We start from the raw sequence: 16,473 nt of genomic DNA, 5'->3' as shown, positions 1-16,473 counted from the left end.
CACTGCAGATTTTAACATTAACTTGGCAAAAGCTTTATACCATCAATGTTAGATTTCGTCTTCGTACACAGCGGACTCATCCTGTGATACTTTTGTAAGTACACCTGCTGCTACCTCTTCAAGTGCTTTTCCTACATATTTATAGGAAACATATTTGTGTAGGCGCTCAGTACCTTCTACTTCTTGCATTTGACGAGCACGTTTTGATGCTAAACTTACTAAAGAATATTTTGAATCGATTTCTTTTTTTAAGGCATCTACTGATGGGTATAACATTGGTTTATTCTCCTCTCAACATTGACAAATATCTTTTTTCAACACGTTCTCTTCGACAATGCTCGGCTTTAATAATCGCATTTATACGATCACAGGCATTTGTCACTTCATCATTTTCAACTACATAATCGTATAAGCTCATCATTTCAAGCTCTTCACTTGCAGTTGCAATACGCTTTGCAATAACATCCGCTGTTTCTGTCCCACGGCCAACTAAACGATCTTTTAATTCCGTTAAACTTGGAGGGGCTAAGAAAATAAATAAGGCATCCGGTGCTTTTTTACGAATTTGTGCTGCTCCTTGTACTTCAATCTCCAAAAATACATCACGACCAGCATCAAGTGTTTCATTTACATAGGCTAACGGCGTGCCATAGTAATTGCCTACAAATTCAGCGTGTTCTAATAAGCCACCTTGGTCAATTAACGTTTCAAACTCTTCACGTGTCTTGAAAAAATAGTCTACACCATCTACTTCACCTTCGCGAGGATTTCGTGTTGTCATTGAGATGGAATACTCATAATTCGTATTCGGTTGAGAAAATAATTCTTTTCGCACTGTCCCTTTTCCTACACCAGACGGGCCAGACAGAACAATTAATAATCCACGTTCTTTTATCATTTATTCTCTATATCTCCCTTAATTTATAACAGATGCAGGCATGTTATTCGATATTTTGAACTTGCTCACGCATCTTTTCTAAAATTGTTTTTGCCTGAACTACTGCAACGGCTGCTTCTGTCGATTGATTTTTAGAACCTATCGTATTGATTTCACGATGGATTTCCTGCATTAAAAAGTCTAATTTACGCCCGATTGAAACGGTTTCTAGTAACGTTTCTTCCAGTTGGTTAAAATGACTATCTAATCGATCCAATTCTTCCGTTATGTCCACTCGTTCTGCAAATATCGCTACTTCTGCGAGTAAACGATCTTCTAAAAGCGCTACTTCTGCAATTTCAGCAATCCGTTCTACTAAACGTGTACGATATTTTTCAACAGCAAGTGAAGAACATGAACGTATTTGATTCACTTGTTCCATTAGCTGTTCTTTATATTGTACAACAACATCTTGCAATTCTTGCCCTTCACGCTCACGCATTTGAATCAACTGTCCAATGGCTTCTGTTACCGCATGTTCCACAGCACCTAATAAATCTTCTGGCGTTAGTTGCGGCTTTTCTTGTACCAATGCTTTCTCAAGCGCTAGTAGCTCCTGCATCGTCCATTTTTCTTCTAGCGGTACTTTACTTGCTAATTGTTCTTTTGCCTTACGATACGCTTCAATTAATGACCAATTAATTTCAATAGATTGCTCGACATTTTCTAAATCTTTTACATATACCATCACATCAATTTTCCCTCGGGATAAAGCTTGTGAAATTAATTTCTTCGCAAAAACTTCTGCTTCAAGCCATTCTTTCGGAAATTTTGCATGAATTTCTAAAAAACGATGGTTGACCGAGCGTATTTCTACGGTTAACTGAAAGTCTCTTGTTGTTGTGACACCTCTGCCAAAACCAGTCATACTACGCACCAAGGTTCGTCACACCTTTCTTTGCATACTGGGATAATTATAACATAAGCTCCGTCATTTATGACGTCTCTCCACAAAAAAATCGCTAGAGCAAAAATTAATTCTACCACATCTGAAGCTATATTTTAATATTCACCTAAAAAATGCTATGATAAACATACTAAAAAAGCATTCGTGCTTGAAATGGCTGTTTTGGGAACACTTTATAAAATTATGAATTGCACCATTGTAGTTCGTTTTAGCAGACCTTTTCAGCGCAAATACGAAAACACAATGATGCAATATATCGTTGGAAAGAGGAATTAAAATGGCATTTGATGGTTTATTTACTTATTCAATGACAACAGACCTACAAAAATTAGTAACAGGTCGTATTACGAAAATACATCAACCTAACGCTCAGGAAGTTGTTTTACAAATCCGTGCAAATGGAGGGAACCATAAATTATTATTTTCTATCCACCCTTCCTATGCACGTGTACATCTTACAGAGCAAACAATTGAAAACCCTGCTGAGCCCCCTATGTTTTGTATGCTTTTACGTAAGCATCTAGAGGGTGGTTTTATTTCTTCTATTAAACAGCATGAGTTAGATCGTATTATTATAGTAGAAATCCAAAGTAAAAATGAAATCGGTGATCCCATTGTACGGGAACTACATGCAGAAATTATGGGTCGCCATAGTAACCTGTTATTAATTGATACAGAACAAAATAAAATTATCGACAGTTTGAAACATTTATCACCTTCGATGAATAGTTTCCGAACAATATTACCAGGACAGCCTTATATCGCCCCACCTGCACAAAATAAATGGCAACCTCTTACGGTCGATGATGAGCAGCTAGCTGCATTTTTCGCAGAGCCAAAAACCGCTAAAGATATTGTGTCGCAATTTATTGGCTTTTCTCCATTACATGCAGAGGAGTTATTATTTCGCTTAACCGCCACGTCAAACAAAGTCGGATGCTTCAAGGACTTTATGGCAGATTTTAATGATGGTGGCAAAGAACCGATGTATGTTTACGCGCATGGTAAAACATACTTCTCCCCAATTGCTTTAACACATTTACAAGGAGAGAAAACTGCCTACCCAAATGTACATGAGCTTCTTGACCGTGTATTCTTTGCTCGCGCAGAGCGAGATCGTGTGAAGCAACAAGCAGGTGATTTAGAACGCTGGTTACAAAACGAAATCGACAAACTATCATTAAAAATCAAAAAACTGACGAAAGACTATGAACGCGCCTCCAAACTAGATCAGTTCCAATTGTATGGGGAACTATTGATGGCCAATATTTACGCTTTTGAAAAAGGTGTGAAGGAAGTGACCGTCACAAACTATTACAGTGAATCTGCTGAACAAGTGACGATTCCGGTAAGTGAGCGTAAAACACCGATTGAAAATGCACAAAGTTATTACACGAAATATACGAAGGCTAAAAATGCCCTTATTATGGTGCAAGAGCAACTCGAAAAAACGAGAGAAGAAATAACTTATTTTGAGATGTTAGCGCAACAAGTGCAACAAGCATCGCCTGGTGATATCGAAGAGATTCGTGAAGAATTAGCGGAACAGGGCTATTTAAAACTTCGTCACGCTAAGAAAAAGAAAAAACAGCTTAAACCTGAACCCGAACATTATCTATCATCTACAGGAACGCCCATTTCTGTAGGGAAAAACAACAAGCAAAATGATATGCTGACATTTAAAATAGCAAAGCGTACAGATATTTGGCTACATACAAAAGATATACCGGGCTCTCATGTAGTCATTCACAACGCTAATCCCGATGATACGACATTGCGAGAAGCTGCAACACTTGCCGCCTATTTCTCAAAAGCACGTGACTCATCTTCTGTTCCGGTAGATTATACAGAAATAAGACAAGTGAAAAAACCTAATGGTGCCAAACCAGGATTCGTTATTTACTTCGAACAAAAAACATTGTTTATAGATCCCGACGAAACGGTTATTTTACAATTAAAGAAACAGTCTTAATAATAGCAATAGAGGCTGGGACAAAAGAGAAAAGGTGTTAGATTGATGGCAGTCAATCTAACACCTTTTTTGCTGCGCCGTTGTTGTTGGCTCGGCGGTGCTTTCCGCTCAGCACAGTAAGCCGCAACCCTCGCTAACGCGCGGAATGCCAGCGTCTTACGCTGTGTGCGTTCTGAGCAGGAGTCACCGCATCCGCTACCAACAACTAGTGAACCCTTCTAATGTTTTATTTATTGCAAATGCAAGAATAGATAAGTTCTCCATAGAACAAAAAATTTATTGTTCCTTATATTTTTTTAGTTATATTTCAGCCACTTCTTTTGTTATGCCGTTGCTATCCGCAAGGGGATTGCTTTACGCAGGTACACCGCAAGGCGCTACAACATGTAATATGCTCTTCTATTTATCCTCATTACAAAAGAAAAAATAGCTAAGTACTTGTGCATACTCAATAGCAATCTTGCACCGAAATCCTACGATTTTATAAAAATTTTATCGTTATGTCCTAGCCCCAATTTTTTTCAGTTGTTCATCCACAGCAATCCGTACTATATAACGATAAAAATTTGTGTCCATTTCAATTTTCACAGGCAATGTGCCCTATCATAAAATAAAAAGATTTTAAGCATGAATATTCTGAACTGTTTCTATGTCCGCTTATTGACTTCTCGCTTCTACGATGTCTTAATTTAACTATAAAAAATTTTAAAGCATTTTAGAAAGGGCGTATTACTATGTCTGTTGGCAAAAAATTAAGCTTCGGTTTTTTCTCAATTATTTTGATCTTATTTATGTCTTTGCTTATTTTGTTCAACCAATTTTCCAATATTGAGAAGAAAGTTGAAGCTGCATTAGAAGACCGCGTTTCCCAAGTAGAACTGTCAGATAGTATTCAATTTGAAATGGCGATGCAAGGTCTTTTTATTCGCGCAATGTTTATAGAAGATACAGCAAGTAATAAGGATAGTTTAATTAAACACGCTGGATTGTTAGATGAGCACGTTGCCGAAATTGCAAAAAAAGCAGATTCGCCCGAAATGGTTGAATATGCCAAAGAACTTGATACATATAACGATGCTTTTAACAAAGCAGCTGATCGTGCTTTAGCTTTACATGATGAAGGAAAATTAGATGAGGCGTTAAAAATAGTCAATAGTGATGCACAACAAGCAAACCGAGGACTACTAGAAGTCTCAAATAAAGTTGTCGATTACCAAAAAACACAGCTAGAGAATATTACAGCAGAATCTAAAGAAGCAGTAAAAAATTCACAAATCATTTCGATTATCGCGATTATTATTGGTGTAGCACTTGGCATATTCTTAATGCTTTATGTACATCGCAAAGTTACTACCCCTTTAAAATCAGTTGTAGCCGCTGCCAACAACATTGCAAACGGTGAATTATATCATCAAGATATTACCAACCACTCTAAAGATGAAATTGGACAACTGGCGATAGCCTTTAATACGATGAAAAGTAACTTAAGTAATTTAATGACACATATTCAAAATAACTCAGAACATTTAACAGGCGCAGCCGAGGAGTTAACGGCTTCTACTGAAGAAGTTTCTGCTACAACAGAAGAAGTTTCTTCACGCATTCATGAAACCGCCGCCGCTGCCGAAACCGCAACAATTGCTGCAAAGGAAAGTGCTGCCGCAATGGATGAAACAGCTACAGGTGTACAACGTATTGCAGAAGCAACACAACAGCTTCACCATAGCGCCATCGCTACATCAGAAACAGCCAATACAGGGAACAATATAATAGAAGAAGCCCAACAGCAAATGAATGTAATCAATGATTCTACTCAACTTATTAACACACTCGTTCAAAAACTAAGTAAACAATCAGTAGAAATCAGCAATATTACAGAAGTTATTACAACAATTACAGATCAAACCAACCTGCTCGCTCTAAATGCCGCTATCGAAGCAGCACGCGCAGGTGAACACGGGAAAGGCTTTGCTGTTGTAGCAGATGAGGTGCGCAAGCTAGCCGAAGAATCAAAACAATCCGCTAATAAAATTGTCGCTTTAACACAAGATATTCAGCAAGATACTAAAAATGTAGAAAAAGCAGTAGTCGACGGTCTTCATTCTGTAAATGATGGTGTTAAAATGATTGGAGAAGCAGGTATTGCTTTCGAATCCATTGTCCAAGCAATTACAACGATGTCCGATCAAATAGAAGATATTTCAGCAACATCAGAAGAAATATCTGCCAGCGCTGAACAAGTAGCCGCATCAGTTGCTGAAATTGCTTACGGCGCTTCAGCAAGTGCGGATAATACAAAGATTATTGCCGAAGCTATGAAAGAACAAGCAGCTACAATTCAACAAGTAAACTTCGTTGCAACAGAATTAAGCGAGAAATCTTTAGAATTACAAAATCAGATTCACCAATTTAAGTTATAAAACAATAAGTAAACATTCTAGGTAAATGCTGATAACGAGACAGCGTTTATTCTAGAGTGTTTTTTTACACGGTTTTTTTAGAAATAATTGGATAATTCGAATGATAAAACGTGAAATTTAGATATGAAATCATTTTTATACAAAATTTAGCTGACTTTGTTGATTTCTGTCGAAAAGAGGAAACTGCACAATCAAAAATCTATTCTTAATTGAAAAACACCCCACATTTTTTATAAAAAATAGCGATTACAAAGGCAAATGAATTATTTTAAAAAAACATTAGACTACTTTCTTGTGCTAAAATCCCCCTATAAACAACATAAATAGTCATGTTAAATCATACAAATTTCTCTCAATTTCCCTTTTTTTCTCTCCCAAAGCTAAATACTAGATAAATACAAAACAAAATTTTTATATATCATTTATAGATAGTATTATTCATATTTTTAGATTAGAAACTGCAAAAAATTACCTAATAAAAAATCATATTCACTTAGTTTTACAATGATTTTCTACAAAACTATAAAAATTCTTCAAGGTAGAACATCTATGACTTTAGAATCATTTTTTATTTTGTAATAATATTATCAAAAAAATAGGAATTTTCCGTATAGTAAATCATTTTTTTGATTTTGTTTCATTTTTGATATTTTTAGCTATTTTAAATCAAATTCTCATTATTTAAACACTTTTGTACTCTAAAGTGATAAACAGAAGAAAATTATTATTCTTGTAAATGTCAGATAATACTATATAAATTTGAATCTTTTTTATTTTGTGCACAATGACTTTTTTGGTATATTAAATAGGAGCTTCACAAAAGGCTTAAAAATTGTATAAGGGGGATTCACATGAATAAGAACAAAAAGTTTTTATTACTAACTGTCCTTGCAGTATTTTCATTAGTACTTGCTGCATGTGGCTTTGGTGGAGATTCGTCTGACAAAGCAAAAGACGATAAAAAAGATTCTGGTTCATCAGAAACAGCAAAAGAGCTGAACTTAGTAATACCTTCTGAGCCACCATCTTTACACCCACAACTTGCAACAGATTCTACATCTAGTGCAATCTTAATTAACGTATTTGAAGGTCTAACTCGTGCAGACGCTGATGGACAACCACAGCCAGCTATGGCTGAGAAATGGGATGTAAGTGAAGATGGTTTAACTTACACATTCCACTTACGCGATGCAAAATGGACAAACGGAGATCCAGTAGTTGCTGGCGACTTCGAATATGCTTGGAAATGGGCTTTAAATCCAGAAAACCTATCTGAATATGCTTCTGTATTCTACCCAATTAAAGGTGCTGAAGCTTACAATACAGGTGCTGGTTCTGTTGATGAAGTAGGAATTAAAGCTGAAGATGAAAAAACATTAGTTGTTACTTTAGCAAACCCAACTGCTTACTTCTTAGAGTTAACTGCATTCAAAACTTACTCACCAATCAACCAAAAAGTGGTTGAAGGTAAAGATGATTGGTACGCTGAAGCTGGTGAAAACTACGTAACAAACGGACCATATACATTAGATACTTGGAAACACAGTGATTCAATCGTGCTTAAGAAAAACGACGGTTACTGGGATGCTGCAAACGTAGCAGTTAATACAGTAAACATCGGTATGGTTGAAAACGAAGCAACTGCTGTAACAATGTTCAAAAATGGAGAAATTGATTACTTAGGTTCTCCATACCAAACAGTAGCACTTGATGCTATTGATGGATTCAAAGCTGACAAGTCATTAAATATTGATGACTATGCTGCTATCTATTGGTACAAATTCAACACAACAGATAAAGTTACTGGAAACGCTAACATCCGTAAAGCGTTAACATTAGCAATCGACCGTCAAGGCTTAATTGACAACGTAACTAAAGGTGAACAAAAACCTGCATTAGGTATGGTTCCATCTGCAATCAGTGGTTTTGAAGAAGACCGCGGTTACTACAAAGATAACGATGTTGAAGGTGCTAAAGCAGCACTTGAAGCTGGTATGAAAGAACTTGGTATTAAAGACGCGAAAGATATCAAAATCAACTTATCATTCAATACAAGTGAAGCACACGCTTCTATCGCTCAATACATCCAAGAAGGATGGAGCAAAAACCTTGGAATTACTGTAAGTCTTGATAACTCAGAATGGCAAGTTTACTTAGAAAAACTTAACGTTCTTGACTATCAAATCGGTCGTATGGGCTGGATTGCAGACTACAACGATCCTTACACATTCTTAGAAATGTACGATACTGCTAAAAACGGTAACAACGATACTGGTTGGGAAAATCCGAAGTACAAAGAATTGTTAAAACAATCAGTTGCAGAAGTAGATACAGCTAAACGTCTTGAGCTATTAAAAGAAGCTGAAGCTATCGCAGTTTCAGAATTCCCAGTTGCGCCAATCTACTACTACACAAACCTTTCAGTAAAACAAAAGTATGTTAAAAACATGGGACCAGATAGACTTGGTATCATCCAACTTAAAAACGTTGATTTAGACGCTAAATAATCTAAATAATATTTTTTAAGCTCTACAGCGAAGAGCTGCCTCGAAGCCACTTCGGCGCGAGTCAGCTCTTTTTAAAATACGAAGGCATATATTTGTCAGAAAATTGACAAATAGAAGGAGGAGTTTTATGTGATTAATTATATTTTGAAAAGGCTGATGTATATACTTCTCGCGCTTTTCGTCATCGTAACGGCTACGTTTTTCTTAATGCGTCTTGCTCCAGGTAGTCCTTTTGCAAGTGAACGTAATTTCCCTCCGCAAATCGAGGAAAAGTTAAACGAAACGTATGGATTAAATAACCCTTGGTATATTCAATATAAAGATTATTTAATCGATACGGCCTCATTTAATTTCGGTGAGTCTATGAAGTATAAAGCGCGTTCTACAAATGACATGATTAATGAGAGCTTCCCTGTTTCGTTAACTCTTGGGATTGAAGCTATGCTATTGGCGGTTGGATTCGGTGTATTAATAGGCGTAGTTTCAGCGCTTTATCATAATAAGTGGCCGGATTATTTGGCAACGTCCTTTGCGGTGCTCGGAATATCGGTACCATCGTTTATTTTGGCAGGTTTAATGCAGTATTTCTTAGCCTTTAAATTAGGCTGGTTCCCTGTTAGTGGATGGAAAGGTTTCGTCTATAGTATCTTACCTGCCCTTGCTATTGCGTTCTCACATATGGGCTTTATCGCTAAACTAACACGTTCTAGTATGCTTGAACAAAACAGCAGTGATTATGTAAAAATGGCTCGTGCGAAAGGGATTGGCAAATGGACAGTCGTTTTCCGCCATACTTTACGTAATGCCCTTCTACCAGTTATCACGTACCTTGGTCCATTAACAGCTGGTGTTGTAACAGGTAGTTTTATCGTTGAAAATATATTCGCAATCCCTGGTCTAGGTAAACACTTTGTACAAAGTATTACAAACCGTGATTACACAGTTATCATGGGAACGACAGTGTTCTATTCAATCATCCTTTTATTTGCGGTATTAATTGTCGATATTTTATATAGCTTTATTGATCCGCGAATTAAGTTGAAGGGAGCGAAAAAGTAATGACGCAACAACCGATTAACAAAGATATGTTTAAAATTGTCGGTGGAAATCATGAAGCAACTGATAAATTAGCTGATAAATCCGTTTCCTTCTGGAAGGAAGTATTTATTCGTTTTTCACATAACAAGATGGCGATTTTTGGTTTAGTCACTTTAATCATCATTATTTTAATGGCGATTTTTGCACCGATGCTTTCACAATATAAATACAGCGATCAACTTGGTGTTTTCAACTCTCCACCATCTGCAGAATTTTGGTTTGGGACAGATGATTTAGGTCGTGATATTTTCGTACGTATTTGGGCAGGTGCTCGTATTTCCTTATTTATCGGGATTACAGCGGCGGTTATTGACTTAATTATCGGCGTTCTTTGGGGAAGTATTTCAGGTTTAGCTGGTGGTCGCGTTGATAATATTATGATGCGTATTGCCGACGTATTAACTGCGGTTCCTTACCTATTAGTTGTAATCGTATTATTAGTTGTTTTACAACCAGGTCTATTCCCTATGATTATCGCCCTTTCGATTACAGGTTGGATTAACATGGCTCGTATCGTCCGTGGTGAAGTATTATCGATTAAAAATCAAGAATATGTACTAGCTGCACGTACTTTAGGTGCTAGCACAGGGCATTTAATTTTAAAACATTTAATTCCAAATGCGCTTGGTGCAATTTTAGTAACAATGACATTAACAATTCCATCTGCTATTTTCACGGAATCGTTCTTAAGTTACCTTGGACTTGGTGTCCCTGCTCCACACGCTTCATGGGGTACAATGGCATCTGACGGAAATAAAGCGATTGCTAACGCTCCGTGGCGCTTAATTTTCCCAGCAGTATTTATCTCGCTAACAATCTTTGCGTTTAATGCTATTGGTGATGGCTTACGAGATGCACTAGATCCAAAACTACGTAAATAAGGAGGTGGCCGAAATGAGTAAAACAATTTTAGAAGTAAAAGATTTAAAAATTAACTTTAAAACTTATGCTGGACTTGTCCATGCTGTTCGTGGTGTAAACTTCGATTTAAAAGAAGGTGAAACGCTAGCGATCGTTGGTGAATCTGGTTCTGGTAAGAGTGTTACGAGTAACGCCTTAATGAAATTAATTCCACAGCCACCTGGTATTTATGAGTCAGGACAAATTTTATTCAATGGCCGTGATTTAATTCCACTTAGTGAAAAAGAAATGTCAAAAGTGCGCGGAAATGAAATTGCTATGATTTTCCAAGATCCGATGACAAGTTTGAACCCAACGATGAAGGTCGGACGTCAAATTACTGAAGTAATTTTACAACATAAAAAAGTTTCAAAAGATGCGGCGAAAAAACGCGCGATTGAACTTTTAACGCAAGTAGGTATTCCATTCCCTGAAAAACGTTATAACCAATATCCACATGAATTTTCAGGCGGGATGCGCCAACGTGTTGTAATCGCTATTGCACTTGCGGCAGATCCGAAGTTGTTAATTGCCGATGAGCCTACAACAGCATTAGACGTAACTATTCAAGCACAAATTTTAGAATTAATGAAAGAAATCCAAAAGAATTCTAAAACATCTATCATTTTCATTACCCACGACCTTGGTGTTGTGGCTAACGTTGCTGACCGTGTAGCCGTTATGTACGCTGGTCAAATCGTTGAATACGGTACAGTAGATGATATTTTCTATAATCCAAAACATCCTTATACTTGGGGATTACTTGGTTCTATGCCTGATTTAGATAGTAATGAGGACGAGCTATTACGTACGATTCCAGGTTCACCACCGGATCTTACAAATCCTCCAAAAGGTGATGCGTTTGCTGCTCGTAATGAATTTGCAATGGCCATTGACTATGAGCAAGAGCCACCAATGTTCAAAGTAAGCGACACACACTATGCAAAAACTTGGTTGTTGCATCCTGACGCGCCAAAAATTCCACTTCCAGATGCGGTTGCTAAACGTATTGAAGGCTTTATTGCGAAGGAGGAAGAATTCAATGACTAAAACGGGTGCAAAAAAAATTCTTGAAGTTAAAAACGTAAAGCAATATTTCGGTTCACCAAGCAACCCTATTAAAGCTGTTGATGGTATTAGTTTTGATGTCTACGAAGGTGAAACACTTGGTCTTGTTGGTGAATCAGGCTGTGGTAAATCAACGACTGGTCGTTCAATCATTCGCCTCTATGATATTACAGGTGGCGAAATTATTTTCGACGGTGAAAACGTTCATGGTAAAAAATCTAAAAATGAATTAAAGAATTTTAATCGTCAAATGCAAATGATTTTCCAAGATCCATACGCATCGTTAAACCCGCGTATGACGGCTGGAGAAATCATTGGGGAAGCTTTCGATATTCACGGTTTGTATAAGGATAAGAAAGCACGTCGCGAAAAAATCAACCAATTGCTTGAAGCTGTTGGTTTAAACAAAGAGCACGCTAACCGTTATGCCCATGAATTCTCTGGTGGTCAACGTCAACGTATCGGTATCGCACGTGCGCTAAGCTTAGATCCTAAGTTTATCATTGCCGATGAACCTATCTCTGCACTTGACGTATCGATTCAAGCGCAAGTTGTAAACTTATTAAAACAACTACAAAAAGAACGTGGCTTAACGTATCTTTTCATTGCCCATGACCTTTCGATGGTTAAATATATCAGTGACCGTATCGCTGTTATGTACCGTGGTAAAATTATGGAAATTGGTAAAGCAGATGATATTTACAATCATCCTGTACACCCTTATACAAAATCATTATTATCAGCTATTCCGCTTCCAGACCCTATGTCAGAAAAGCGTCGTCAACGTATCCCTTATACACATACAGAAGTTGACGAAAGCGCCACATACCATGAAGTTGGCGAACAACATTATGTATATGGTACTGCTGACCTTGTGAAAACTTGGGTTGGCACTAAGTAATATATATGATCCATCCACTGCAATTATGCATTGGATGGATCATTTTTTTTAGGATTATTCTTTTAAAGATCTCTTTACGCTTATTTTATTGGCGCATCAGCTATCAATTCAAGATCTTGAATCTCTGTACCTGTTTCACGATCAATATTATAGCTTTTTATTCGTTTATTAATCGCAATCGTGGACGTACTAAATAACATCGGAATAACCATTGCCTTGTCAGCCATATACTCTTGCCATGTACGGAATGCTTGCGCACGATACGTGGCATCTAACGCCTCTTGTGAGTCAATATCATTTAATAGCTTCGTTAAATCATCCGAAACGTAGCGACTAAAGTTAAATGCGGCTCCTTTGCTGTACAATCCTGCTGGTGATGGGTTCGTACCAGTACTCCATGCAGCGATAAAGATATCAATTTCAGGATCATCTGCTTGTACTTTATCGTAGAAGTTGTTAAATTCAATTAACCGACCAGTCGTGAGTTGTACATCTAAGCCAACATCTTTCCAGTTTTGACGGTAGTACTCAATAATGGCTTCAGCCGTATCAGAACCTGACATTGCAGCTAAACGAATCGTAAACTTATTGCCTTCTTTATCTTCACGAATACCATCTCCATCAATATCTTTATAACCTGCTTGATCTAATAATTGTTTCGCTTTTTCAGGATCATAGTGGTAGCCCTCTAGCGTGTCATCATAGTATGTTTTAAACGCTGGTGGAATTAAAGAATTGGCACGCACACGTAGACCTTGATAAAATCTGTCTGTTACCGTTTCAATATCCATGGCATAAGCAATAGCATGCCGTAAATCAATATCATTCATTTTTGCGTTTTCATCATAAATGTTTTCGCCCTTTTCTTGATCGTATTTCCCTAATTTAAAGCCTAAGTAGCTGTAAGATAATTCAGGACGACCTAATATTGATATATTCGTTAAATCCTTTACACTGTCATATTGCGTTGCAGGGAAAGAAGCGATATCAAATTGCCCTGCTTTCAATGCTTCACTAATCGTAGACGTCGAAACCACTTGTACAATCAGCTTATCAATTTTTGGCTTCCCTTTATAATAATGCTCATTGGCAACAAACTGTACGGACTCTCCATTGACGATATTATCAAATTTAAATGGTCCAAGTGTAATTGGATTTTTGCGTACAGCATCGGATGAAATTAAATCTTTTATAGCAATCGATTCGAGTTGATGCTTTGGTGCCGCAGTGCCCCATAAACCATCACCCCCTGAATAAATAGCTGGCGACACTTTTTTAAATGCGATTTCAATCGACTTGTCATTTATTTTTTTAATACCTGCTATCGTATTTGCTTTGCCATCATGGTATTCTTCAGCTCCTATAATATTTCGAAAATCATCATCATAGCGCACACCTTCATAATCGGGATGGGCGATAATCTCATATGGATAAATTAAATCCTCTGCCGTTAATGGCGTACCATCCGACCATTTCACATCGCCTTGAATCGTGATTGTTACTTTTTTATTGTCAGTGTCAACTTCTAACTTAGCAATTCCCTCATCTGTTAATAAAAAATCACCATCGACTTCAAATAGACTATTTGAAGCATAACCTGTAATGGATGAATCCGTAGCATCCGCAGAAAGTTCAGCAAGGAAAATGCCTTTGAACGGCGAGTCCGATACAAGCCCTACATGTAGTGTCCCCCCTGCAATGGCTTCTCCCTCATTTGTTACTTCAGTTGGTAATAAACTTGTGTCTACTTTGTTGTCCTCTATTTGTGTTGGTTTATCATTGCTGCCTTTAGACTCGTTTGCCTGCTCTTTATTCGTGCTACTGCAAGCAGCTAATAACAACATGATTATGAATATCACGGATAACGTCAACGACTTTTTTGCCATCGTTATTCCTCCCCCTTACATTTTCACTTTGTAAAGTTGATTTATTATTTAGCTAAAAAGGCCCTATTTTAGTGGTGTTTCTGCTAGTAATTCAATATTTTGTTGCTCTGTCGTATTTCCATATTGAATAGTGTAGTGTTTAATGCGTTTATTGACCGGAATAATCTCAGTACGGAAATACATTGGAATAACCATTGCCTTATCATTCATATAAACTTGCCATGCACGGAAAGCTTGTGCACGATAATGTGCATCTAGTGCTGCTTCAGAATCAATATTATTTAATAGCTTTGTAAGGTCATCCGAAACATAGCGACTGTAGTTAAATGTGGCTCCTTTACTATAGAGCCCTGCTGGTGACGGGTTTGTCCCCGTACCCCATGCAGCCATATACATATCAATTTCAGGATCATCTGCTTGTACTTTATCGTAGAAATTATTGAATTCGAGAAGACGCCCTGTCGTTAACTGCACATCTAAACCAACATCTCTCCAATTTTGACGATAATACTCCACAATCGCTTCATCTGTATCCGAACCGGCGATTGCTGCTAAACGAATGGCAAACTTATTGCCGTCTTTATCTTCGCGAATACCATCACCATCTGTATCTTTATAGCCTGCTGCATCTAATAGTTCTTTTGCCTTTTCAGGATTATAATAATAGCCCTCTAGCGTATCATCATAGTAAGATTTGAAAGCTGGTGGGATTAAGGAGTTCGCTCGCACACGTAACCCTTGATAAAATTTATCTGTTACCGTTTCAATATCCATGGCATAAGCAATCGCTTTACGTAAATCAGCATCATTCATTTTTGCCTTTTCATCATAAACATTCTCGCCTTTTTCTTGATCATAGTGTCCAAGCTTAAAGCCTAAATAGCTGTATGATAATTCAGGGCGCCCTAATATCGAAATATTCGTTAAATTTTTTATACTATCATATTGATTGGCTCTAAATTCTGATGTTAAATCGAATTTCCCTGTTTTCAGCGCTTCCCCTACCGATGTTGAAGGAACAACTTGCACAACTACTTTCTCAATCTTTGGCTTCCCTTTATAATAATGCTCATTGGCAACAAACTGTACGGACTCTCCATTGACAATATTGTCAAATTTAAATGGCCCAAGTGTAATTGGATTTTTGCGTACAGCATCAGAAGAAATTAAATCTTTTACCGCAATGGAGGCTAGTTGATGTTTTGGTGCCGCATAGCCCCATAAGCCATCGCCACCTGAATAAATAGCTGGTGACACTTTTTTAAGTGCAATTTCAATCGACTTATCATCTATTTTTTTAATGCCTGCTATCGTATTTGCTTTGCCATCATGGTACTCTTCAGCCCCTATAATATTTTTAAAATCATCATCATAGCGCACGCCTTCATAATCTGGATGACCAATAATTTCATACGGATAGATTAAGTCATCTGCCGTTAATGGTGTGCCATCCGACCATTTTACATCGCCTTGTATTGTAATAAGCACTTTTTTATTGGCAGCATCGACATCTAATTTAGCTATTCCTTTATCGGTGATTAAAAAGTCTTCATCTAATACAAATAAGCTATTTGTTGCGTAAGCCATGATTTCTGCGTCATAAACATCAGAGTAATACTCCCATGAGAAAACGCCTTTGAACGGAGAATCTGTCACAAGCCCAACATGTAATGTGCCATCTTGCACAGCATCCCCTTCGTTCGTTACTTCAAATGGAAGTGTACTTGTATCTACTTTGTTATCTTCTGTTTGTGCTGGTTTATCATTGCTATCTTTTGCTTCGCTTGCTTGCTCTTTATCGGAGCTTTTACAGGCAGTTAATAGCAATAGGATTGTCAACGTCACGACAGTTATCAACCACTTTTTTGTCATTGTTA

Annotated in this window: 12 protein-coding genes; 7 read left to right on the top strand and 5 right to left on the bottom strand. The window is 37.3% G+C overall.

The genetic code is table 11. The annotated features are described in order from the left end of the window. Positions 1–48: 48 nt before the first annotated feature. Genes rpoZ through T479_RS04600 form a run of 3 tightly spaced genes read right to left on the bottom strand, consistent with a single transcriptional unit; the run spans position 49 to position 1,817 of the window. Entirely contained in the window at positions 49–276 is a 228-nt protein-coding gene (gene rpoZ / locus T479_RS04610) for a DNA-directed RNA polymerase subunit omega (RefSeq protein WP_024362090.1), read from the bottom strand. A gap of 4 nt (positions 277–280) precedes the next feature. After that, positions 281–898 (bottom strand): guanylate kinase, encoded by a 618-nt coding sequence (gmk, locus tag T479_RS04605; RefSeq protein WP_024362091.1) that lies wholly within the window; start codon positions 896–898, stop codon positions 281–283. 43 nt (positions 899–941) lie between these two features. Beyond that, positions 942–1,817, bottom strand: a complete 876-nt coding sequence (locus tag T479_RS04600; protein WP_024362092.1) for a YicC/YloC family endoribonuclease — start codon at positions 1,815–1,817, stop codon at positions 942–944. Between the two features lie 304 nt (positions 1,818–2,121). Between T479_RS04600 and T479_RS04595 the strand changes: the two genes are divergently transcribed. The 7 genes from T479_RS04595 to T479_RS04565 all read left to right on the top strand — a co-directional run bounded on the left by T479_RS04595 (position 2,122) and on the right by T479_RS04565 (position 12,710). Beyond that, a complete protein-coding gene (locus T479_RS04595; protein WP_025218773.1) occupies positions 2,122–3,816 on the top strand; it encodes an Rqc2 family fibronectin-binding protein in 1,695 nt (564 codons plus the stop codon). Between the two features lie 734 nt (positions 3,817–4,550). After that, entirely contained in the window at positions 4,551–6,236 is a 1,686-nt protein-coding gene (locus T479_RS04590; protein WP_025218772.1) for a methyl-accepting chemotaxis protein, read from the top strand. A gap of 851 nt (positions 6,237–7,087) precedes the next feature. After that, positions 7,088–8,743: a peptide ABC transporter substrate-binding protein gene (locus tag T479_RS04585; protein WP_025218771.1), complete on the top strand. Its 1,656-nt coding sequence runs from the start codon at positions 7,088–7,090 to the stop codon at positions 8,741–8,743. A gap of 129 nt (positions 8,744–8,872) precedes the next feature. Then, the gene (locus T479_RS04580) at positions 8,873–9,802 is read left to right on the top strand and encodes an ABC transporter permease (protein ID WP_024362096.1); all 930 of its coding nucleotides are present in this window, start codon (positions 8,873–8,875) and stop codon (positions 9,800–9,802) included. Continuing rightward, positions 9,802–10,722, top strand: coding sequence for an ABC transporter permease (locus T479_RS04575; protein ID WP_024362097.1), 921 nt, complete (start codon positions 9,802–9,804; stop codon positions 10,720–10,722). The genes T479_RS04580 and T479_RS04575 overlap by 1 nt, the downstream gene beginning before the upstream one ends. Positions 10,723–10,735: 13 nt before the next feature. After that, a complete protein-coding gene (locus tag T479_RS04570) occupies positions 10,736–11,791 on the top strand; it encodes an ABC transporter ATP-binding protein (protein WP_024362098.1) in 1,056 nt (351 codons plus the stop codon). Continuing rightward, positions 11,784–12,710: an ABC transporter ATP-binding protein gene (locus tag T479_RS04565; RefSeq protein ID WP_024362099.1), complete on the top strand. Its 927-nt coding sequence runs from the start codon at positions 11,784–11,786 to the stop codon at positions 12,708–12,710. Before T479_RS04570 ends, T479_RS04565 begins: the two co-directional genes overlap by 8 nt. A gap of 80 nt (positions 12,711–12,790) precedes the next feature. Here the strand turns inward: T479_RS04565 and T479_RS04560 are convergent, their stop codons facing one another. Together T479_RS04560 and T479_RS04555 are read right to left on the bottom strand one after the other, a co-directional pair. Continuing rightward, positions 12,791–14,596 (bottom strand): oligopeptide ABC transporter substrate-binding protein, encoded by a 1,806-nt coding sequence (locus tag T479_RS04560; protein ID WP_025218770.1) that lies wholly within the window; start codon positions 14,594–14,596, stop codon positions 12,791–12,793. Between the two features lie 63 nt (positions 14,597–14,659). Continuing rightward, positions 14,660–16,468, bottom strand: a complete 1,809-nt coding sequence (locus T479_RS04555) for an oligopeptide ABC transporter substrate-binding protein (protein WP_025218769.1) — start codon at positions 16,466–16,468, stop codon at positions 14,660–14,662. Positions 16,469–16,473: the final 5 nt, after the last annotated feature.

It is taken from the genome of Lysinibacillus sphaericus (assembly GCF_000600105.1).
Lineage (GTDB): Bacteria > Bacillota > Bacilli > Bacillales_A > Planococcaceae > Lysinibacillus > Lysinibacillus sphaericus.
The sequence above is the reverse complement of the archived record's forward strand: the minus strand, read 5'-3'. Positions and strand labels throughout refer to the sequence as shown.

Coding starts and splice junctions, on each gene's coding strand:
- rpoZ (WP_024362090.1), bottom strand. CDS start 276: ATGTTATACCCATCAGTAGATGCCTTAAAAAAAGAAATCGATTCAAAA.
- gmk (WP_024362091.1), bottom strand. CDS start 898: ATGATAAAAGAACGTGGATTATTAATTGTTCTGTCTGGCCCGTCTGGT.
- T479_RS04595 (WP_025218773.1), top strand. CDS start 2,122: ATGGCATTTGATGGTTTATTTACTTATTCAATGACAACAGACCTACAA.
- T479_RS04590 (WP_025218772.1), top strand. CDS start 4,551: ATGTCTGTTGGCAAAAAATTAAGCTTCGGTTTTTTCTCAATTATTTTG.
- T479_RS04585 (WP_025218771.1), top strand. CDS start 7,088: ATGAATAAGAACAAAAAGTTTTTATTACTAACTGTCCTTGCAGTATTT.
- T479_RS04575 (WP_024362097.1), top strand. CDS start 9,802: ATGACGCAACAACCGATTAACAAAGATATGTTTAAAATTGTCGGTGGA.
- T479_RS04570 (WP_024362098.1), top strand. CDS start 10,736: ATGAGTAAAACAATTTTAGAAGTAAAAGATTTAAAAATTAACTTTAAA.
- T479_RS04565 (WP_024362099.1), top strand. CDS start 11,784: ATGACTAAAACGGGTGCAAAAAAAATTCTTGAAGTTAAAAACGTAAAG.
- T479_RS04560 (WP_025218770.1), bottom strand. CDS start 14,596: ATGGCAAAAAAGTCGTTGACGTTATCCGTGATATTCATAATCATGTTG.
- T479_RS04555 (WP_025218769.1), bottom strand. CDS start 16,468: ATGACAAAAAAGTGGTTGATAACTGTCGTGACGTTGACAATCCTATTG.